The following is an 18,860-nucleotide window of genomic DNA, read 5'->3' as shown; positions in this document are numbered from 1 at the left end:
GTCTACTAGGGCGTGCCTGACAGATGTTCGATCACGCCCGGCACGTGGCTGGACGGCAGCCGGCCGTGGGCATGATCAGCGGTTTGTGCCGCCGGAGGCCGCGTTTCAGCGGTGACCGGGCGCGGATCCCGGGTGATCGGGCGGGTTCTTCGTGGGAACGGTGTGGCCGCGCGCAACGGCCCGGCGCAGGGTCACCCGGTCGAACTCGGTGCCGTGCTCGTCCACACCCCGGAGGGTCAGGGTGGAGTATCCGCCCGGCTGGCCCGGATCAGAGTCGGCGACCACGATCGCGTAGTTGTCGAACCGGGTCCGCGACCAGTTGATGGACTCGGTCAGCTTCGTCCCGTCCGACTGCCAGACGTAGCTGTTCGGCACGGCGTTGGAACCCGGAACGATCTTTCCGCGGTAGGACTCCGGCTCCCCGCCCTGGAACTGGTAGCGGGGCCGTCCACCGCTGCCGGCGACGATGTAGGTGGTGCCGTCCTTCGCCGGCTCGATGACCGAACCGTCGGGGGCCTGCCTGGTCGGGGTGTTCTCGCGGATCGGGTCGGTCCGCTCGTAGAGGTGGTTGTGGCCCTGCAGCACCAGGTCGACCTGGTATCTGTCGAACAGCCCTGCCCACGCGCCGCGGACCCCGCCGTCGCTGGCGTGCTGCGCGGTCGTCGAGTAGGCGCAGTGGTGGAAGAAACAGACGATGAAGTCGATGTCCGGGTCGGCGCGGTGGGCCTTCAGCGTCCGCTCCACCCACGAGGTCTGCGCCCCGCCGGAGTAGCCGGTGTTCGTCCTGATCTCGAAGCTGACGTCGTTCGCGTCCAGCGAGAGCACGGCCACGTTGCCGTGGACGAACGAGTACACGCTGGGGCAGCCCTTCGGCCCGCCGTCGGGCAGGTCCAGCCGGGCGTGGTGGCCGCCGTAGCCGTGCGGGGAGTACAGCGCCTCCATGTCGTGGTTGCCGGTGGCGAACATCCACGGGGTGCGGGCGGCGCTGGCCTCGATGCCGGCCAGGTAGACGTCCCAGACGGTCGGGTCGTAGTTGTCGAAACCGGCCGGCGGTGAGCCGGCGAGGTTCCGCCTGGGCGGCAGCCCCGCACCCGACGGATCCGCGTAGCAGATGTCTCCGGCGAGCAGATGGAACACCGGGTCCTGCCGGGCGATGGTCGCGGTGATGGCCGAGGCGTGCACGACGGTCGGGTCGTTGTCCGCCTGGTAGTAGTTGTCGTCGAACCGGCCCGGCGGGAGACCCGGCGGGGTGGTGTTCGACCCCTGGTCACCCATCATCGTGAACCGGAAGGAACCGCCCTCGCGCCCCTTCCGGTGGCCGGTGCGGATCGCCTGGACGGGGGTGGCGCTCCCGCCCGGGATTCGAAAACGGTAGTAGTACTCGTGTCCTGGTGCCAGGTTGTCGAACGCCGCGTGCACGTAGTACTGCTCGACCGTGTAGATCGAGCCGTCGACCTGCGGGACCTGGGACAGCAGCGGACGGATCTCCGCCTCGGCCGTGTGGCCGAGCCCGCGGCCCGGCCCGATGTCGACCAGCACCCTGCCTCGGCCGGGGTTACGCGACAGCTGCGCCGCGAGCCGCAGCTGTCGGGACGGGTCGGCGCCGAACGCGGCGTGCCGGCCGCCGACCAGCAGGGGGCTGTCGGTGGTCGCACCGGCGTAGGCGGCCCGGCCGAACGGCGTGCCGAGCAGGCTCGCCGCGCCGGCCCCGGCCAGCCCACCGAGCAGGATGCTCCGTCTGCTGACCGGCCGGCGGCGGAGAAAAGTCCGCAGCCATTCGTGCTGCTCGGCGATCGTCATGTCCTCGGCCATGTCGGCCGGAACCCCCGATCCCACCACTTCACCACGAGGACTCACAGGCATGGCGCCGAAATTAGCTCCGTTCCCGTCGGAGAGCGGAACCACAAGGTGACCGGAGGCAAAAATATCAGTAAATACCGTGGTCGCCTCGGGCCTCGCCATGTCGCGGCCGGCCAGAAAACGTGTGGAAGGAAATAACGTCAGCCGCGGTCGGTCCGCTGGCCGCGAACCGATCGGATCGTGTGGCCGGACGAGCCCCGCCGGCCATGGAAATGGAAGTGGAGGAACGACACCTTTTTGCCGTCCGTGAGCTGCGGGATCTGGCACGTATTGTGGATCCTTCGTCCCTGGAAGAACCCGATGGCCGTGGTGGGATCGGGGAAGGATGGCACGGGCAGGATATGGAGCTGTGAGGGGTGTCGGTGTCACAGGCCGCGGGTTCGCGCCGTTCGTCGCGTCCGTCGGCCTGGCCGCCGCCGTGGCCGTGGTCGCCGCGATCTGGCCGTCACCCGGCCGGCACGTGCACGGCCTGCTGGTGGTGATCTCGCTGACGCTCGTCGTGGGGGTGGCCAGTGCCGGTCTGCGGGTGGTCGCCGCCGCACGCGGGCGCGGGACCCGCGAGGTGACGCTCCCGGAGCCGGCGCCAGGCACCGAGTCCACCGGCGTGACCCGCGAGACGCGCGAGGTGACGGATGACGGCGGTGGATGACGGTGGTGAATGACGACAGCGGATGACGACGGGGAGTGGACGACGACGGGGAAGGGCAGCGGGTGGGTCCGGCCGATCGGCCTGTGGCCGGGTGGTATCGGGCCGGGCGGTATCGAGTAGTGTTTGCGACGTTGCCGCTGGTCGGTCCGTGCGGGTCCGCTCCGCGTCCGGCCGTGTGCGGCACTGTCCCTCCTGCCACGGAACCCTCCGTGGCCGCCCGAGTCCACAGGAGGTGGGTTCACCCTTGCCACGTCATTATGAACTGATGGTGATCCTCGAGCCGGATCTCGAGGAGCGCACGGTGGCGCCGTCTCTCGACCAGTACCTGACCGTCGTCCGCTCCGGCGGCGGCGTGGTGGAGAAGGTCGACGTCTGGGGTCGCCGCCGGCTTGCCTACGAGATCCGCAAGAGTTTCGAGGGCATCTACGCCATTATCGACCTGCACGCCGAGCCGGACGTCGTCGCCGAACTCGACCGTCAACTCGTCCTCAACGAATCGGTGATCCGTACCAAGGTGATCCGGCTGCCCGAGAAGAAGCCGCGGCGGCGGGCCGCGGCCTGAAGGGAGCGGCCCCATGGCCGGTGAGACAGTTATCACGGTGGTCGGGAACCTGACGAACGATCCCGAGCTTCGTTTCACGCCCAACGGCGCGGCCGTCGCCAGCTTCACCGTCGCCTCGACACCACGCACCCTCGACCGGGCCACCAACGAGTGGAAGGACGGGGACGCGCTGTTCCTGCGCTGCTCCATCTGGCGGCAGGCCGCCGAGCACGTCGCGGAGTCGTTGCAGAAGGGCGCTCGGGTCATCGTCCAGGGCCGGCTCAAGCAGCGGTCGTTCGAGACCCGTGAGGGCGAGAAGCGGACCGTGGTCGAGCTGGACGTCGACGAGATCGGCCCGTCGCTGCGGTACGCCACCGCCAAGGTCGTCAAGGCCGGTCGTGGCGGTGCCGCCGGCGGCGGTTACAACGGCGGCGGGCCTTCCGGTGGCTACGGTGGGCCGCCGGCGTCCGGGGGGCCGTCTGCGGGCGGTGGCTACGGCGGGCCGTCCGGTGGCGGCTCGGGATACGGCGGCGGGCCTGCCGACGACCCGTGGTCGGCGTCGCCCGGCGGCTACTCCGAGGAGCCCCCGTTCTGATCCAGCCGATCCCCGGCAGCGCCTGACCGGGGCCGGGCCCACCGGCGTCGGGCCGAAGCCGTGACGTCGGGTCGAAGCCATGACATAGGAGTGCACGATGGCCAAGGCGGCCGTGCGCAAGCCGAAGAAGAAGGTTTGCGTGTTCTGCAAGGACAAGACCGACTACATCGACTACAAGGACACCTCGCTGCTGCGGAAGTTCATCTCCGACCGCGGCAAGATCCGCGCTCGGCGGGTGACCGGCAACTGCAGCCAGCACCAGCGTGACATCGCGATCGCGGTGAAGAACAGCCGGGAGATGGCCCTGCTGCCCTACACCTCGACGGCCCGCTGAGGAGGATGACGTGAAGCTCATCCTCACCCAGGAGATACCCGGCCTCGGCAGCCCGGGCGACACGGTCCAGGTCGCTGCGGGGTACGGGCGCAACTACCTCATTCCCCGCCGGTACGCGATCGTGGCCACCCGGGGCGCCGAGAAGCAGATCGAACAGATCCGTCGGGCCCGGTCGGCCCGGGAGATACGCGATCTCGGGCAGGCGAAGGAGATCGCCGGCCAGCTCGCGACCCTGCCGATCCGACTGGTGACCCGGGCGGGCAAGGAGGGTCGGCTGTTCGGCTCGGTGACGGCGACGGACGTGGTGGCGGCCGTGTCCGCAGCCGGTGGCCCGGACCTGGACCGTCGGCGGGTCGAGCTGCCCTCGCCGATCAAGTCGCTCGGGTCCCACACCGTGTCGGTGCACCTGCACCCGGAGGTCGTGGCGACCGTCAAGCTGGAGGTCGTCTCCGCCTGACGACCAGCCGAACGCGGCCGGCCCACAACGGCCGCCCGCGGGACAGCACACTGATCGGGTGACCGCGATGTCAGTCACCCGGGCAGAGGCCGTGCGATGATTTTGTCGCGCGGCCGGCGCCCTGAGATCGAGTACAGGCAGAGGCCGTGCGATGATTTTGTCGCGCGGCCTTCGCCTTGGACGGGCATGCTCCTGCTGGGCCGGCCGATGCCGACATCGCGGTCACCTGTTGTGCTTTCTGGACAGCCAGCTGTCAGGCCGCCGACCGCTCGGAGACCGCGCGGGGGTCTCCGTACGATTCGTCGTCGAATTTCTTCCATCCACAGGGGATGGACGGCGATGACCCCCTTCCTGCGCTGATAGCAGCACAGCCGACGTCAGCGCCGGCTGGTTGTCCACAGCCCCGACGGGCTTGTCCCAGCGATTTCCCCAGCCTTTCCGGAGTTGTGCACAGAGTTGTCCACAGGGTCTGTGGACAACTTTTTGGATGCTGGGCGGGTGCGCCCATACAGTCGACGCCGCCCGGTGAAGTGTTCGAGGAGACGCCTCCCCAGGGATTGACGGGGTCGCCACTGTAACCGAACATATGTTCGAAGATGGTGTGGTGTGGGGAAAGGGGCAGGCATGACGGGGCTACAGGTATGACGAGGCCACAGCCGTGACGCTGACCGATGTCGACCGCACCCGGGCCGCTTCCAGCGGGCCGGTCGAGTTCGACCGCACGCCGCCGCATGATCTGGCTGCCGAGCAGAGCGCGCTGGGCGGCATGATGCTGTCGAAGGACGCGATCGCCGACGTCGTCGAGGTGCTCTCCGCGAGCGACTTCTACCGTCCTGCGCACAGCACGATCTACGGTGTCATCGGCGATCTCTACGGTCGTGGCGAGCCGGCTGACGTGATCAGCGTCGCCGCCGAACTCGCCCGGCGGGAGCTGCTCGAGCGCGTCGGCGGGCCGGGCTACCTGCACACCCTCATCTCCAGCGTCCCGACCGCGGCGAACGCCGGCTACTACGCCCGGATCGTCGCGGAGAAGGCTGTTCTGCGCCGTCTCGCCGAGGCGGGCACCCGCATCGTCCAGCTCGCCTACGGCCCCGCCCAGGACGTGGACGAGGTGGTCGATCGCGCGCAGGCCGCCGTCTACGAGGTCACCGAACGCCGCTCGAGTGAGGACTACGCGCCACTCGGCGACCTGCTCAACCCCGCGCTGGAGGAGATCGAGGCGATCGCGGGGCACGACGGCGCGCTGACCGGCGTCCCCACCGGCTTCAACGATCTCGACGAGCTGACCAACGGTCTCCACGGCGGCCAGCTGTGGATCATCGCGGCCAGGCCTGCCGTCGGCAAGAGCACGCTCGGGCTGGACCTTGCCCGGTCCGCGTCGATTCGCAACGGCATGGCGTCTGTGATCTTCTCGCTGGAGATGAGCCGAATGGAGATCACCATGCGGCTGCTGTCGGCGGAGGCGCGGGTGTCCCTGCAGAACATCCGCACCGGCCGGCTCACCGACGATGACTGGGCCCGGCTGGCCCGCCGGATGGGCGAGGTCGCCGACGCGCCCCTGTTCATCGACGACAGCCCGCACCTGACCATGATGGAGATCCGGGCGAAGGCCCGCCGCCTGAAGCAGCGCAACGGCCTACGGATGATCGTCCTCGACTACCTTCAGCTGATGTCCTCACCGAAGCGCACCGAGAGCCGCCAGCAGGAGGTCAGCGAGATATCGCGTTCGCTCAAACTGCTCGCCAAGGAGCTGGACATCCCGGTGGTGGCGATCTCCCAGCTCAACCGGGCGTCCGAGCAGCGCGCGGACAAACGCCCGCAGATCTCCGACCTGCGCGAGTCGGGCTCCCTCGAGCAGGACGCGGACGCCGTGATCCTGCTCTACCGGGAGGACGCCGTGGAGAAGGAATCGGCCCGCGCCGGCGAGGCCGACCTGATCGTCGCAAAGCACCGCAACGGCCCGACCGGCACCGTCACCGTGGCCTTCCAGGGCCACTACTCCCGCTTCGTCGACATGGCCGGCTGACCTGAACGGCAGGCTGACCCGAACAGCGCGACGCTCCACACCGCCGATCAGCTCAAGGTCTCCATGCGCCGCCCCAGCTTCCCGTATCGGCCCGAACCTCGCAGGTGATCGGCATCGAAACACGCAGGTGATCGGCATCGAAGGATGCAGGTGATCGGCGCTGAAGCATGCAGGTGATCGGCATTCAAGGCTGTGGGAAATCGGTATCCTGAGATCATGGATGGTGCCGGCTACGTCCCGCGGATGGTGGACTCCCTGCTCTCGGAGCTGGTGACGCAGCTACCGGCGTTGCTGATGGTGGGCCCCCGCGCGACCGGCAAGACAACCACCGCGCGCCGGCTGGCCCGCTCCACCGTCCGTCTCGACCGCCCAGTCGAGGCCGCCGCCTTCCGTGCCGATCCGGACACAGCGCTGCGTGCGCTGCCCGAGCCGGTCCTGCTCGACGAATGGCAGGAGGTCCCTGATGTCCTCGGCGCGGTGAAGAGAGCGGTCGACGACGACCCCCGGCCGGGCCGCTTCCTGCTGACCGGCAGCGTCATGGCTGACCTGGAGACCCGGACCTGGCCGGGTACCGGGCGTGTGGTCCGGCTGCCCCTCTACGGGCTCACGGTAAGGGAGGCCGACCGGCGCTCGCCCGGGACACTGTTCATCGATCGTCTGGCCACCGCCGAACTCGACGCGCTCACCGTGCCCGCGGACCCGCCAGATCTTCTTGGCTACATCGAGCTCGCCCTACGCGGCGGTTTTCCGGACACCGTCCTTCGCCTGAGCGGTCTGGCCAGGCGCGCCTGGCTGGCCGGCTACCTCGACCAGTTGGTCACCCGCGATGCCCAGCACGTCGAGTCCCGGCGCGACCCCGACCGGCTCCGCCGCTACGTCGAGGCCCTCGCGCTCACCACCGCCGCTGTCACGACCGACGAGACCATCGTGCGCGCCGCGAACCTGGACCGGCGGACCGTCGTCGCCTACGAGCGGCTCATGACCAATCTCTTCGTTCTCGACCAGATACCGGCATGGTCCACCCAGCGGCTACAGCGCCTGGTCAAGAGGCCCAAGCGCTACCTCGTGGACTCGTCGCTGCTCGGCGCCGCGCTGCGGGCCACACCACGCGCGGTCCTGCGCGACGGCCACCTGCTCGGACGTGTCATCGACACGTTCGTCGTCGCGCAGATCCGTCCCGAACTGGCCCTCAGCCCGCTGGAGCCCAGGCTCTATCACCTGCGCCAGGAGGACGGCCGTCGCGAGATCGACCTACTGATCGAACTCGGCGGCGACCAGGTCGTCGCACTGGAGATCAAGGCCACCGCGGCGCCGACCACGTCGGACGCCCGTCACCTCGTCTGGCTACGCGACCAGCTCGAAGAGCGCTTCGTCGCCGGAGCCGTCCTACATACCGGCCCCCGCGCGTTCCGCATCGACGACCGCGTCTTCGCCCTGCCGATCAGCACCCTCTGGGGCTGACAGCCACCTCACGAAGAGAACCGGTGCCCGCAGTGGCGCTGTCCGCATCCGCCGGTCGGCTTCCTCCAGTTCGTTGTCCGCGGCGGCGGCGATGCTGGCGGCGGTCGCGGACAGGCCAGCTTGACGGTGCCCCCGGTTTTTCAAGCGCCTTCTCGTGTTTCTGGCCCTCGTCGCCGTGGTTCCGGTCGAGGTGGGCTGTATACCGCCCAATGATCGACTCCGCGGGCTGTCCGAGCGCCTGACGGAATTCCTGGGAAACTCCCAGCCGACCGTTTGCTTGTTACTTCCGTTGGTGGGCCGCCTGGGGACTTCCTCGAGTCCTCCTCTGCCACTATAGTGATGATTCTGCTGTCGCTCGCCCGCGAGGCCCCGAGGGGAAGAATGACATGGAGAGATGAGACCGCGAGAAAGATCGATACCGAGCAAGTCGAGAAGGATAGGCAGGCGTGGGGGCGAGAGCAGGAGCGGCTTCGCCGGGAGGCGCTCCATCCGTTCGGGGTCGAGTGTTCGACCGAACTCATCGATTTGATACGGGGTGAGTTCGTTCCGACGATGTGCGGCGAAAGAGCATCCCCGTCGTCGATTCTCCTGAAGCCGCGCGGAAGCAGGCAGGGGAGGTGGTGGACTCCGCGGCCGACGAACCTAATCGGTTGGAAGCTGTTCGCACCAATTAAGAATGGTAACCTCAACCCGCTTCTCGCCGTTTGTGACGATGGTCAGATCGTTATTATCGATACAAGGCCCGTTGTCACATCGCGGGTCGCCATCGACCGCACCTTGTCAATAGACAATGCGGTCAGCGGTTACGAAATAGTAGAACTTTACCGAGGCTACACCTCATCGCATTCGACCGCCTACTCGATTGTCGATGTTCTGCGCGCAAATGCCGAGCTTCATGTCCGCAGGGTGTGGGGCATGCATTAAACCTCGGTGACTCCGACCCATATTTTCATCGGGTCGTTTTCATCGGACCGCGGCGAGCTTGTCAGGGTTGGCGACCACGTACACGCCGACGATCTTATGGTCGTCCGCTTCGACGAGGAGCGCGTGTACGGACTTCGAAGTCTCTATGACCATGGCGGGAGCGCCGTTGAGGTCGATGTGCACGACCTTGAATGTCCCTCTCCGCCGGTAGATGCGGGCGAAGAAGTACGCAACCCTGGCCCGCCCGGCGATCGGTCTGCGCGCGGCGCGGGCCCGGCCGCCGCCGTCGGTCCACGCGATGACGTCGGCGCGCAGCATGCTCTCCAGCCTTGGCAGGTCGCCGTCGCGGGCAGCGGCCACGAAGTCGCTGAGCAGACGCCGATGCTCGTCCCGGTTGGGGACGAACCTCGGCCGGCGCGTATCCAATGCCTGTGCGGCCCGCCGGTGCAGCTGCCGGCAGTCCTCCGACGTGCGATCGAGGATCGCGGCGATCTCGTCATACGGCAGCTCGAACGCCGTCCGCAGTACGTACACCGCGCGCTGCGGCGGCGTGAGCCGCTCCATGAGATGCAGCACGGCCAGCGACAGGTCGGAGGTGTCGATCACTCCGAATGGCGACGGATCAGTTGCCACCGGTTCCGGCAGCCACTCGCCGACGTAGCCCTCGCGAAGCGCGCGTCGCCTACGCAGGTGGTCGACAGCCAATCGCGCCACCACTGTGGTCAGGTACCGGCGCGGCTCGCTCACGCTCGCCCGGTCAACGCCGGACCAGCGCACATACGCCTCCTGCATGACATCTTCAGCGTCGTGCCAACTGCCCAACAGCCGGTAGGCCAGGCCGTGCAGCATCGGCCGATGGGCGACGAACTGGTCAGCGGCTTCCGCGGCGAACGGTGTCATCCCGCTGGTGGCCGCATTCCCGTCGACACGGCGATCCGATTCCACACGTTGATCGTCGCAATGGCGAGAATCAGGTTCGCGACATCCTCGTCCGACCAGTGCTTCACCGCGCTGTCCCACACCTCGTCGGGTACCCCCTGCTCGCCCAGGCGGGTCACGGCGTCGGTCAGCGCCAGCGCGGCACGTTCCCGATTGTTGAAGAACGGCGACTCACGCCAGGCCGCCACCGCGAACAGCCGGCGGCTGTCCTCTCCGGCCGCGAGGGCGTGGCGGCTGTGCATGTCAATGCAGTACGCGCAACTGTTGAGGACCGATGCCCGCAGCTTGACCAGTTCCAGGAGGGTTGGATCGACGGTCGACGTGACGTAGCGCTGCAACGCGGCAACCGCCTGGTATCCGGCCGGCGCCACCTTCGAAATCAAGATACGTTCACTCACACCTTCACGACGGAGCGGGTCGTGCCTGGCGTGACAATCCCAACTGTGATCAACGGCACATCATTTACTCGCATGACGATCCGACCCGGTCGAGGCGGGGCCATGAGTGCCGCCGACACGACCGGCTGTCTGCAGGTCCCTCAGCAGCCATGGTGGCGGATCGCCGCAGAACCGGCCGGACGAGCAAAGCCGGCATGCAGTGCCCGGTTGTATCCCGGTTGGTAAGTGTTCGGTGAACCTGTCGATCACCGCGACCCTCACCCGGCCCACCGGCAAGAACACCGCCGCGTTTCCCGCCACCCTCGCGATGGCCCTCGTCCGCGCGGGCACGTTCCTGACCTGGCGTCGCATCCCGACCATGCTCGATCTTCCCGCGCGGGCGGCCTCGACCGCCCGCGCGGTCTGGGCCCGCATCGACTATGTCGGTCAGACCACGAACACGCTGCTCGCGCTCGACCAGCTTCTCGACACCCTGCTCACCACGCCCCCACCCATCGATTACGGGCGCCGTCGCCGGATCTTCCGCGACATCGACCTCCTGGACGAGCAACGGCTCGACTCCGCCTGCAGGCACGCGGCCATCCGGCCGAATACCGCGCGGCGCAGGCACGCGACCATGCGCATCTGGGAAGTGCTCACCGGCGGCGACATCCGTCTCCACCCCGCATACCTCGCCCCACACGACCACCGACAACGCGCCGCCTACACCGGATTCGTCGCAGGTGCAGGCTCTGCACTTGCCGATCACCTTCACCGCGAAATCGAAGGCTGCGGGAAACCAGTATCCTGAGATCAAGCTCAGGCTCTATCACCTGCGCCAGGATGACGGCCGCCGCGAGATCGACCTGCTGATCAGCACCCTCTGGGGCTGACAGCCGCGTCACGGAGAGAGCCGATGCTCGTAGTGGCGCTATCCGCATCCGCCGGTTGGCTTCCTCCAGTTCGTTGTCCGCGGCTGCGATGCCAGCGGCGGTCGCGGACAGGCCGGCTTGCCGGTGTGGTCCCGGTGTTTCAAGCGCCTTCTCGTGTTTCTGGCCCTCGTCGCCGTGGTTCCGGTCGAGGTGGGCTGTCTTCTCCGACAGCGACGATCCGCAGAGATCATTTACAGAGACAGCACATTGACAGGAACGCCACCGTACCGGTCGGAATCGACGGTAAGGACCGGTAAACCAGTCGCGAGGGCGAGCATCGCGGCGTGGCTGGCGGGCCAGTCCAGGTGAGGGTTGTGCGAACGGAGAGTGCCGAGGTAGCCGGTACGGGTCAGCCCGCAAATATCGATTGCGCCAGCCGGAGCGACCGCGATGATGTCGGCGAGGTGCCCGGCGATGGCGGGACGGGCGGCGGTGGCCTCGGCCAAGCACAGCGCTGGCACGTCCAGGGCCGGACCACCGTCGATCGCACCGCGCAGCAGTCGGGACAACTCCCTGCGATGATGTTCGCTGCCGGTACCGGCCAGGCCCGCGCTCAGCGCGAGGTCGTCGAGGACGTAGCCGCTCACGCGGCAGCGCTTGCTCGGTGCGCGGCAAGCGCATCGACAGCCGCTTGGCCGAGCACGGCTACCGGGTCACGGTCGTCGATCCCGGTGCGCAGACGCCCGGCGACGCTGTTCAGTTCCGCGACGATGCCGGGGGACGCCGGGTAGAGGCCGGTGGTGTCACGTATCCATGCAAGTGCCGCAGCATGAGCGTGCAGTACCGCGACGGACCTGTCGGCAGCCTGGTCGGGCTGGCCCAACAGGTCATCGACCAGTGCATGTGCGCGGGTCCGGTCGTCGGCCGTGCTCATAGGCGTAGATCTTACCCTCTGGGCCTGACAACGGACTCTCCCGGAACGGGTTCGCCAGCACCGCCTGGGGCCGTGCTCGCGCCGAGCGGTCAGCGCTGTTCGGAGAGGATCTGTTCGATGTAGGCGCGGCGGTGGCGGTCGAGGATCGGGTCGATGTCGGTGGTCGCCTTGCTCTCGAACTCGGCGAAGATCCGAAGCAGGATCTGGACGGTCTCGGGGTTCTTGTGCGACACCACGGACAGTATTGTTTCGGTCAGCGCGCGGTTCTCGTCCAGTATTTCTATGCTGCTGGACGGCGGCACCACGAGCTCGGTCCCGTTGGGGACCAGGGCGATGGTGATGTTCGGCCGGCTGGTCGCCAGCTCCCGGATGCGGTCGATCTGGGCGATCATGGCCGCGGGTGCCGCCACCGGATAGGCGAGCACCGACTCCAGCAGCACGAAGTAGAAGGTCCGCCGTTCGTCGTACAGAATTCGCTGCCGTTCCATCCGCAGGGCCACCGCCCGGGCGCCGTCGGCGAGGTAGTCGATGTCGAACAGCTCGCAGAAACGCAGGATGATCGCCTGTGCGTATTCGCTCGTCTGCAACAGGCCGGGTACGAGGGTCGGCTGAAAGAAGCGGACGACCTGGGCGGCGGACTCGTGCTCGAGGTACTGGGGCTGGAAGCGGCCGATGTAGGGGCTGGGGTCGATGACCGGGTCCGCGCCGGACACGAGGCGTTCGGCTGCCTGCCGGAACTGCGACACCACTGTCTCCGGCTCGTCGAGCGCACGCACGATCGCTTCGACGTCGTCAGGGCTGGGTGTGACCGTACCGGTCTCTATTCGGGATATTTTCGACTGACTCATTCCGGTTCGGCTGGCGAGCTCCTGGCCGCTGAGCTCCTGGCCGCTGAGCCGGTGCCGGTGCCGCAGGACCGCGAGTTCGGCTCCCAGCTGCGCTCCGGCCGTTCGGGCCGACGCGTCATCGTCCGGGAGGTTTCTCATGCCATACCCTTCCGAGTCGGTCCGGAGATCCGAGCGGCCCAGCTCCCTGGCTGGCCAGAATGACAGCGGCGCGGTGGCGGATGACGTTCATGTCGCCGCGCCGCGGGTTCGCCGTTACAGATTCCTTCAGGCCGTGTGGGTGGCTGGTCGGGGGGCCGGTCAGGCCTGTAGCGCCTGGGCGGCCTGACGCAGGAGCGCGACCGGGATGCGGACCATGGATTCGCCGTCCGGTACGTCGTGACCGGAGTCGACCACGTATCCCTGCACCAGGACGGTATCGGGGCCCTCCTGGTAGACGGTTGGACAACTTCCCGAATAGTCGCAGGAAGTAGCAATGACTATACCTGGCGTGTTGGTGCTCACGGTGGCTCCTGGTCGCGATGAACGGGCATGGTGGGACGACCCGGCGTCCAGCGGGCCAGGGTCGACGCGATCGTGGTTTTCGCGTCGTGGCTCCGGGAACGGAGTTCACAAGGCCCGCGGAGCCGGGCTCCCGGCTCCGCGGGGCGCGGAGGCCCAGCTCATCATCCTCCGGGCGCCGGCGGGTCGTCTATGCTCGTCGAGCCGTCGGCTATGCGGGTGAGCTGGCCGGTCGGAGTATCGACGGATGACTTGCCCCTTGTGGAGGCTGACCCGCATCTTAACCAGCTCACCGAGCCTGCCGCAGGACCGGGTTGGTCTGGGGCGGTTGTGCCGGAAGCGGCGAGCCGTCAAGATCGTCTATATGATCATCCGCCACAGGTGGACGGATTATGAATTATTTGATCTTCATGAATAGTTCTTGCATTACCACAGTTTGGTCTGCATAGTGTAGGCATCGCCCGCAGCGAGGCGGCCCCTCCTTCTCAAAGGATGTGGCGCTATGAGGCAGAGTCCGCAAACCGCGAGATCGATGCCCTGGCCTGATCAGGCGTCGGTTCGCGGGTTCGTCCGAGGGCCGCCGAGCGCTGGGCCACTCCTGTCGTGCGTATGGCGCGGGGACGCTCCGGCGCGTCCCGGTGGGCGGATTCACCTGATCGCAAGGGGTGGGCCGCTCTTCGTCATCTCTGGGCTCTCCGGGCCTTCGGACAGGCGAGGTGAACCATACTTGCGCGCCCCTTCGGTCAGGGTCCGCACGGACCGGGGCGACGGTTGGGCGATCCCGGGCCCCACGGCCGCGGAAGACGATTCCCGAAAGACATGGAAGAGACGCGGAAAGGCAGCGATGACCATCTATTCGGAAATAACGACCATGTCGGGCGACTCACCCGGCGCGGTCGGCGGGAGGGTGTTGGCGCACCCACCCGCCGAACCGGACCAGCTTGACCCGCACCCCGGTTGGCCCCGGTGGGAGAACGGACCGTTCTTGACAATAGTCCTTCTCCCGCGTCCGCTGTTCCAGACAGGTAACCGCTTGGTATCCAGCTCCCGGATCCACGTTGCGGCTCGGCACCGGCGGGAGGCACGATGACCGCCCAGGTGTTCGCCGCGGTAGCGGCGCTTGCGGAAGGCGACCAGACGATCACGTTGCCGTCCACGAACACGTTGATCATGCTCGGCGTGGTGCTCAGCGGGATCGCGCTCGTCAGCGGCCGGCTGCTGGTCGCGGCCGTCCTCGCGGTCGTGACGGTCGGCGTCGCGGGTCTCGCCTCCATCGCCGCCACGGTGTCCGGGCCGGACGATGTCACGCGGAGCGTGACAGCCAGCGTCGCCATGCTGGCCGGCCTGCGGCTGCGACGGGGCACCGCGGCGCTGATTCCGCCGGGTGAAAAGCACCGGCCCGGCTGGCGCCGGTTCCGCCGGCAACGACCGGATTCGGTGCCGGCTGGGCAACCTGCCCATCCTGCCGAGGAGAACTCCGGTCGCCCGCGGGAGAACTCCGGCCACCCCGAGGAGGAACAGCAGGTCGTGAGAAAGGATGCCTGAACACAGAAGCGGCTCTCCTGCCGCCCCGGGGCCGGGTAGCGCCGGCCCCGGGGCGGCAGGGCGCACGGGGGATGCCGCGGCTGGATCGTGCATGTCCGATTCGTGCCAGACTTGGGCCATGACCGCTGCCGAGGACGGCGCCCAGGGCTCGCCGGTGCTGGAAGTCGCCCGTTTCGACGTCGTGCCCGGCCAGGAGGAGGCGTTCGCCGACGCCTACCGTCGTGTCGTCACCGAGATCACCACCTGCCCCGGCTGCCGGTCGGCGCGGCTGGCCCGCGGGGTGGAGACGCCGTCCCGGTTCGTCCTGTTCGTCGAGTGGGAGAACCTGGACGCGCACCTGGTGACCTTCCGCGCCTCCGACCGGTTCACCCGTTGGCGTGCGACGCTGGGTCCCTTCTTCGCGCAGCCGCCGAGCGTGGAGCATGTAACCGAGCTGTCGTGAGCACCTTCGCCAGCTATTTCTTCTTCGCGCCGGTGTTCGCGGTCGTCTTCGGCTTTCTGGGCTGGATGGTCCCGGCGCTGCTCTTCCGCGGCGCGGTCGCGCGCCGCCGGGTCGGCGTCCAGACCCTCTTCCGGACGGGATATGCGATCATCGCCGTCGTCAGCCTGTTCCTGCTCGTGATCGGGACGCGGACGAGCCAGCGGGTCCAGCACCCCGACGGGACCGTCAAGTACGTGGCCGGCCCTCGTGACCACGATGTGGCCCCGCTGCTGGGCACGGCCGCGTCCTTTGTGGTCGTGTGGCTGGTCCAGCGCCAGTGGCGGCGGTGGCAGCTGCGCCGCGGCGGCGGCCCCGGTGGCCCCGCTGGCTTCGGCGGGCTGGGCGATCGGTGGCGGCCGCGCCGCGGTGGCTCGCGCGGCCTCGAATACGACGAGGGTTAGGCTTGAAGCGGACGGGTGGGGCCTGGCGGGCGGGTCCGGGCGGCTTTGATGCCTGTACGGGTATGAATGCCTGGTATGGGTGTGCCCGTGGCCCCGGCGTGACCCACGTCCACGCCGATCGATCGCCATGAGGACTGCCCGATGCCTGTTCTGCGTTCCCGCACCACCACTCACGGCCGCAACATGGCCGGTGCCCGCGCGCTGTGGCGCGCCACCGGCATGACCGACAACGACTTCGGCAAGCCGATCGTGGCGATCGCGAACAGCTTCACCGAGTTCGTGCCCGGTCATGTGCACCTGCGCGACCTCGGCCGGATCGTGTCGGACGCGGTCGCCGAGGCCGGCGGCGTGGGCCGGGAGTTCCACACGATCGCGGTCGACGACGGCATTGCCATGGGCCACGGCGGCATGCTCTACTCGCTGCCGTCCCGCGAGATCATCGCCGACAGCGTCGAGTACATGGTGAACGCGCACTGCGCGGACGCGCTCGTCTGCATCTCGAACTGCGACAAGATCACTCCTGGGATGCTGCTGGCGGCCCTGCGGCTGAACGTCCCGACCGTGTTCGTCTCCGGCGGGGCGATGGAGTCCGGCCGGGCGGTCGTCAGCGACGGTGTGGTCCGCTCGGGGCTGGACCTCATCTCCGCGATCGCCGCCTCCGTCGACACCGCGGTCGGGGACGCCGAGCTGGACGCGGTGGAACGCTCCGCCTGCCCCACCTGCGGGTCCTGCTCCGGGATGTTCACCGCGAACTCGATGAACTGCCTGACCGAGGCGCTCGGGCTCGCGCTGCCCGGCAACGGCTCCACGCTCGCCACCTCCGCGGCCCGCCGCGACCTGTTCGTCCGGGCCGGGCGCACGGTGGTGGATCTCGCGAAGCGCTGGTACGACAAGGACGACGACACGGTGCTGCCGCGCTCGATCGCGACCCGTTCGGCCTTCCTCAACGCCTTTGCCGTGGACGTGGCCATGGGCGGTTCGACCAACACCGTGCTGCACCTGCTGGCCGCCGCGGTCGAGGCCGGGGTGGCGGTCACCCTCGACGACATCGACGCGATCTCCCGGACGGTGCCGTGCCTGTGTAAGGTGGCGCCGAGCTCGGACTACCACATGGAGGACGTCCACCGCGCCGGTGGCATCCCGGCCATCCTCGGCGAGCTCGACCGGGCCGGCCTGCTGCGCCACGACGTCCACTCGGTGCACGCCGCGAGCCTGGCGGAGTTCCTCACCCACTGGGACGTCCGCCGGCCGGACCCGGCGCCGGAGGCGGTGGAGCTCTTCCAGGCAGCCCCGGGCGGCGTGCGCACGATCGAGCCGTTCTCGTCCACCGCCCGCTGGGAGTCGCTGGACACCGACGCCGCCACCGGCTGTATCCGTGACGTCGCGCACGCCTATTCCGCCGACGGCGGTCTGGCGGTGCTGCGCGGGTCCCTCGCGCCGGACGGTGCCGTGCTCAAGACCGCCGGGGTGGAGGCCGGCCGGCTGACCTTCCGCGGCCCCGCCCTGGTGCTGGAGAGCCAGGAGGAGGCGGTGGAGGCGATCCTGTCGAAGCGGGTCACCCCCGGTGACGTGCTGGTCATCCGCTACGAGGGCCCGCGCGGCGGCCCCGGCATGCAGGAGATGTTGTACCCGACGACCTTCCTCAAGGCCCGCGGGCTCGGCCCGCGGTGCGCGCTGGTCACCGACGGCCGGTTCTCCGGCGGCTCGGCGGGCCTGTCCATCGGCCACGTCTCGCCCGAGGCCGCGCACGGCGGCGCGATCGCGCTCGTCCGCGACGGTGACATCATCGAGATCGACATCCCGGCCCGCCGGCTGGACCTGCTGGTGGACGCCGAGGAACTCGCCGTGCGGCGGGCCGAGCTGACCGCCGCCGGCGGCTACCGGCCGAAGGAGCGCCAGCGCCCGGTGTCGGCGGCGTTGCGGGCCTATGCGGCGATGGCGACCTCGGCGTCCACCGGTGGCGCCCGCGACGTCTCCCTGGCCGGCGGCTGACCGGGCCCGTCACCTGATCAGCCGGCCCGGTTCGTCGGCCGGGTCCTGCCGGCCGGCCGGCCTTGTTCGGCCGGCCGGAGTCGTCAGGCAGGGACGGCGAGAGCGAGCCCGAAGTCGCCCGCGGAGTCGGTCCACCAGTGGACCATGGCCAGGCCCGCGGCGGCGAACTCGGCGGCCAGGCTGTCCCGGGTGAACTTGGCGCTGATCTCGGTGCGCATCTGCTCGTTCTCGGCGAAGGACACCGACAGGTCCAGCGCGCCGACGTGAACCCGCTGGTCGCGGACGGAGCGCAGGCGCATCTCGATCCAGGAGTTCTCCGCGTCCCATCGGGCCACGTGGGCGAACCCACGCGGGTCGAAGTCGGCGTCGAGTTCGTGATTGATGACCGACAGGACGTTGCGGTTGAATGCGGCCGTGACGCCGGCGCTGTCGTTGTAGGCGGCCACCAGCCGGTCTGGATCCTTGACCAGGTCGCAGCCCAGCAGCAGCATGTCGTCACCTTTCAGGTGGGCGCGCATGCTGGTGAGGAATGCGTGCCGGCCCGCGGGCGCGAGATTGCCGATCGTTCCGCCGAGAAACGCGACCAGGCGGCGGTTGGCGTCGGGCAGCAGGTGGAGGTGACGCTCGAAATCGCCGACGATCGCGTGCACCCGCACCGCCGGATATTCCTGCCGGATCGCGGCCGCGGCGTGGGAGAGCACGGACTCGTCCACATCGAACGGGACGAACCCGCGCAGGTGGCCGCTGCGCTGGAGGGCGTCGAGCAGCAGGCGGGTCTTGGCGGAGGTTCCGGAGCCGAGTTCGACGAGGGTGTCCGCTCGCGACATCACGGCGATCTCGTGGACGTGGCCGGCCAGAATCGCCCGTTCGGCCCGGGTGGGGTAGTACTCGGGCAACCGGGTGATGGCGTCGAAGAGCATGCTCCCGTTGGCGTCGTAGAACCACTTGGGTGGTAGTTCCTTCGGATTCGACGTGAGTCCGGCGCCTACGTCCCTGGTCAGTGCCGTGATCCGGTCGGACGCGGTGAGATGCCGATCGAAGACGATTTTCGGGTCGAGATCATCCCTGGTGGAACCGACGTTGGTGAGACCGGTGCTGGACGCTGTCATGAGCTGTAACCTCCGGG

General features: G+C 68.5%; 21 protein-coding genes. 13 read left to right on the top strand and 8 right to left on the bottom strand.

The window, feature by feature from the left end:
* Window positions 1–105: 105 nt before the first annotated feature.
* On the bottom strand, window positions 106–1,812 hold the full coding sequence (locus CM1CMNOD_RS21055) for a purple acid phosphatase family protein (RefSeq protein ID WP_050803637.1): 1,707 nt from the start codon (window positions 1,810–1,812) through the stop codon (window positions 106–108).
* 397 nt (window positions 1,813–2,209) lie between these two features.
* Here CM1CMNOD_RS21055 and CM1CMNOD_RS21050 point away from each other — a divergent pair, with 397 nt between their 5' ends.
* From CM1CMNOD_RS21050 to CM1CMNOD_RS21015, 8 genes are all read left to right on the top strand, one after another.
* On the top strand, window positions 2,210–2,509 hold the full coding sequence (locus CM1CMNOD_RS21050; RefSeq protein ID WP_013875616.1) for a hypothetical protein: 300 nt from the start codon (window positions 2,210–2,212) through the stop codon (window positions 2,507–2,509).
* 244 nt (window positions 2,510–2,753) lie between these two features.
* Window positions 2,754–3,071 carry a 30S ribosomal protein S6 gene (gene rpsF, locus CM1CMNOD_RS21045; RefSeq protein ID WP_256386216.1) on the top strand — a complete coding sequence of 106 codons (318 nt, stop codon included), beginning with the start codon at window positions 2,754–2,756 and terminating at the stop codon, window positions 3,069–3,071.
* A 13-nt stretch (window positions 3,072–3,084) separates the two neighbouring features.
* Window positions 3,085–3,645: a single-stranded DNA-binding protein gene (locus CM1CMNOD_RS21040; RefSeq protein ID WP_013875614.1), complete on the top strand. Its 561-nt coding sequence runs from the start codon at window positions 3,085–3,087 to the stop codon at window positions 3,643–3,645.
* A gap of 97 nt (window positions 3,646–3,742) precedes the next feature.
* Window positions 3,743–3,979, top strand: a complete 237-nt coding sequence (rpsR, locus tag CM1CMNOD_RS21035; RefSeq protein WP_013875613.1) for a 30S ribosomal protein S18 — start codon at window positions 3,743–3,745, stop codon at window positions 3,977–3,979.
* Between the two features lie 10 nt (window positions 3,980–3,989).
* Complete coding sequence (gene rplI / locus CM1CMNOD_RS21030; RefSeq protein WP_013875612.1) at window positions 3,990–4,436, top strand: 50S ribosomal protein L9; 447 nt, start codon at window positions 3,990–3,992, stop codon at window positions 4,434–4,436.
* A 658-nt stretch (window positions 4,437–5,094) separates the two neighbouring features.
* Window positions 5,095–6,462 (top strand): replicative DNA helicase, encoded by a 1,368-nt coding sequence (dnaB, locus tag CM1CMNOD_RS21025; RefSeq protein WP_013875611.1) that lies wholly within the window; start codon window positions 5,095–5,097, stop codon window positions 6,460–6,462.
* A 216-nt stretch (window positions 6,463–6,678) separates the two neighbouring features.
* The gene (locus CM1CMNOD_RS21020) at window positions 6,679–7,923 is read left to right on the top strand and encodes an ATP-binding protein (protein ID WP_013875610.1); all 1,245 of its coding nucleotides are present in this window, start codon (window positions 6,679–6,681) and stop codon (window positions 7,921–7,923) included.
* 339 nt (window positions 7,924–8,262) lie between these two features.
* On the top strand, window positions 8,263–8,847 hold the full coding sequence (locus tag CM1CMNOD_RS21015; protein ID WP_013875609.1) for a hypothetical protein: 585 nt from the start codon (window positions 8,263–8,265) through the stop codon (window positions 8,845–8,847).
* A 39-nt stretch (window positions 8,848–8,886) separates the two neighbouring features.
* On the opposite strand, the gene sigJ is transcribed toward CM1CMNOD_RS21015, so the two are convergent.
* Together sigJ and CM1CMNOD_RS21005 are read right to left on the bottom strand one after the other, a co-directional pair.
* Window positions 8,887–9,792, bottom strand: coding sequence for an RNA polymerase sigma factor SigJ (gene sigJ, locus CM1CMNOD_RS21010; RefSeq protein WP_202797648.1), 906 nt, complete (start codon window positions 9,790–9,792; stop codon window positions 8,887–8,889).
* The gene (locus tag CM1CMNOD_RS21005; protein WP_043604239.1) at window positions 9,744–10,184 is read right to left on the bottom strand and encodes a carboxymuconolactone decarboxylase family protein; all 441 of its coding nucleotides are present in this window, start codon (window positions 10,182–10,184) and stop codon (window positions 9,744–9,746) included. Before CM1CMNOD_RS21005 ends, sigJ begins: the two co-directional genes overlap by 49 nt.
* 232 nt (window positions 10,185–10,416) lie before the next feature.
* Between CM1CMNOD_RS21005 and CM1CMNOD_RS21000 the strand changes: the two genes are divergently transcribed.
* Window positions 10,417–10,974: a hypothetical protein gene (locus tag CM1CMNOD_RS21000; protein ID WP_013875606.1), complete on the top strand. Its 558-nt coding sequence runs from the start codon at window positions 10,417–10,419 to the stop codon at window positions 10,972–10,974.
* 312 nt (window positions 10,975–11,286) lie between these two features.
* Here CM1CMNOD_RS21000 and CM1CMNOD_RS20995 read toward each other — a convergent pair whose 3' ends face one another.
* The 4 genes from CM1CMNOD_RS20995 to CM1CMNOD_RS20980 form a co-directional block, all read right to left on the bottom strand.
* Entirely contained in the window at window positions 11,287–11,682 is a 396-nt protein-coding gene (locus CM1CMNOD_RS20995) for a hypothetical protein (protein WP_013875605.1), read from the bottom strand.
* A complete protein-coding gene (locus tag CM1CMNOD_RS20990) occupies window positions 11,679–11,969 on the bottom strand; it encodes a hypothetical protein (protein WP_013875604.1) in 291 nt (96 codons plus the stop codon). The genes CM1CMNOD_RS20995 and CM1CMNOD_RS20990 overlap by 4 nt, the downstream gene beginning before the upstream one ends.
* 89 nt (window positions 11,970–12,058) lie before the next feature.
* Entirely contained in the window at window positions 12,059–12,955 is an 897-nt protein-coding gene (locus tag CM1CMNOD_RS20985; RefSeq protein WP_013875603.1) for a helix-turn-helix domain-containing protein, read from the bottom strand.
* A gap of 159 nt (window positions 12,956–13,114) precedes the next feature.
* The gene (locus CM1CMNOD_RS20980; protein ID WP_013875602.1) at window positions 13,115–13,318 is read right to left on the bottom strand and encodes a hypothetical protein; all 204 of its coding nucleotides are present in this window, start codon (window positions 13,316–13,318) and stop codon (window positions 13,115–13,117) included.
* A 1,083-nt stretch (window positions 13,319–14,401) separates the two neighbouring features.
* On the opposite strand from CM1CMNOD_RS20980, the gene CM1CMNOD_RS20975 reads away from it, so the two are divergent.
* The 4 genes from CM1CMNOD_RS20975 (at window position 14,402) to ilvD (ending at window position 17,734) form a co-directional block, all read left to right on the top strand.
* A complete protein-coding gene (locus CM1CMNOD_RS20975; RefSeq protein ID WP_013875601.1) occupies window positions 14,402–14,860 on the top strand; it encodes a hypothetical protein in 459 nt (152 codons plus the stop codon).
* A gap of 118 nt (window positions 14,861–14,978) precedes the next feature.
* Window positions 14,979–15,302, top strand: a complete 324-nt coding sequence (locus CM1CMNOD_RS20970; RefSeq protein WP_043604236.1) for a putative quinol monooxygenase — start codon at window positions 14,979–14,981, stop codon at window positions 15,300–15,302.
* Window positions 15,299–15,742, top strand: coding sequence for a hypothetical protein (locus tag CM1CMNOD_RS20965; protein ID WP_013875599.1), 444 nt, complete (start codon window positions 15,299–15,301; stop codon window positions 15,740–15,742). The genes CM1CMNOD_RS20970 and CM1CMNOD_RS20965 overlap by 4 nt, the downstream gene beginning before the upstream one ends.
* Before the next feature lie 141 nt (window positions 15,743–15,883).
* A complete protein-coding gene (ilvD, locus tag CM1CMNOD_RS20960) occupies window positions 15,884–17,734 on the top strand; it encodes a dihydroxy-acid dehydratase (RefSeq protein WP_013875598.1) in 1,851 nt (616 codons plus the stop codon).
* Window positions 17,735–17,817: 83 nt separating this feature from the next.
* Here ilvD and egtD read toward each other — a convergent pair whose 3' ends face one another.
* The gene (gene egtD / locus CM1CMNOD_RS20955; protein WP_013875597.1) at window positions 17,818–18,843 is read right to left on the bottom strand and encodes an L-histidine N(alpha)-methyltransferase; all 1,026 of its coding nucleotides are present in this window, start codon (window positions 18,841–18,843) and stop codon (window positions 17,818–17,820) included.
* Between the last annotated feature and the right edge of the window lie 17 nt (window positions 18,844–18,860).

Origin of the sequence: Protofrankia symbiont of Coriaria myrtifolia (assembly GCF_900634755.1) — a bacterium.
GTDB lineage: Bacteria > Actinomycetota > Actinomycetes > Frankiales > Frankiaceae > Protofrankia > Protofrankia coriariae.
This window is presented reverse-complemented; position numbering and strand designations above follow the sequence as displayed.

Bases quoted from the DNA above. Each gene is read 5' to 3' on its own strand.
- CM1CMNOD_RS21055 (WP_050803637.1), bottom strand. From the start codon at position 1,812: ATGGCCGAGGACATGACGATCGCCGAGCAGCACGAATGGCTGCGGACT.
- CM1CMNOD_RS21040 (WP_013875614.1), top strand. From the start codon at position 3,085: ATGGCCGGTGAGACAGTTATCACGGTGGTCGGGAACCTGACGAACGAT.
- rpsR (WP_013875613.1), top strand. From the start codon at position 3,743: ATGGCCAAGGCGGCCGTGCGCAAGCCGAAGAAGAAGGTTTGCGTGTTC.
- CM1CMNOD_RS21020 (WP_013875610.1), top strand. From the start codon at position 6,679: ATGGATGGTGCCGGCTACGTCCCGCGGATGGTGGACTCCCTGCTCTCG.
- CM1CMNOD_RS21015 (WP_013875609.1), top strand. From the start codon at position 8,263: ATGATTCTGCTGTCGCTCGCCCGCGAGGCCCCGAGGGGAAGAATGACA.
- CM1CMNOD_RS20990 (WP_013875604.1), bottom strand. From the start codon at position 11,969: ATGAGCACGGCCGACGACCGGACCCGCGCACATGCACTGGTCGATGAC.
- CM1CMNOD_RS20985 (WP_013875603.1), bottom strand. From the start codon at position 12,955: ATGAGAAACCTCCCGGACGATGACGCGTCGGCCCGAACGGCCGGAGCG.
- CM1CMNOD_RS20975 (WP_013875601.1), top strand. From the start codon at position 14,402: ATGACCGCCCAGGTGTTCGCCGCGGTAGCGGCGCTTGCGGAAGGCGAC.
- CM1CMNOD_RS20970 (WP_043604236.1), top strand. From the start codon at position 14,979: ATGACCGCTGCCGAGGACGGCGCCCAGGGCTCGCCGGTGCTGGAAGTC.
- ilvD (WP_013875598.1), top strand. From the start codon at position 15,884: ATGCCTGTTCTGCGTTCCCGCACCACCACTCACGGCCGCAACATGGCC.
- egtD (WP_013875597.1), bottom strand. From the start codon at position 18,843: ATGACAGCGTCCAGCACCGGTCTCACCAACGTCGGTTCCACCAGGGAT.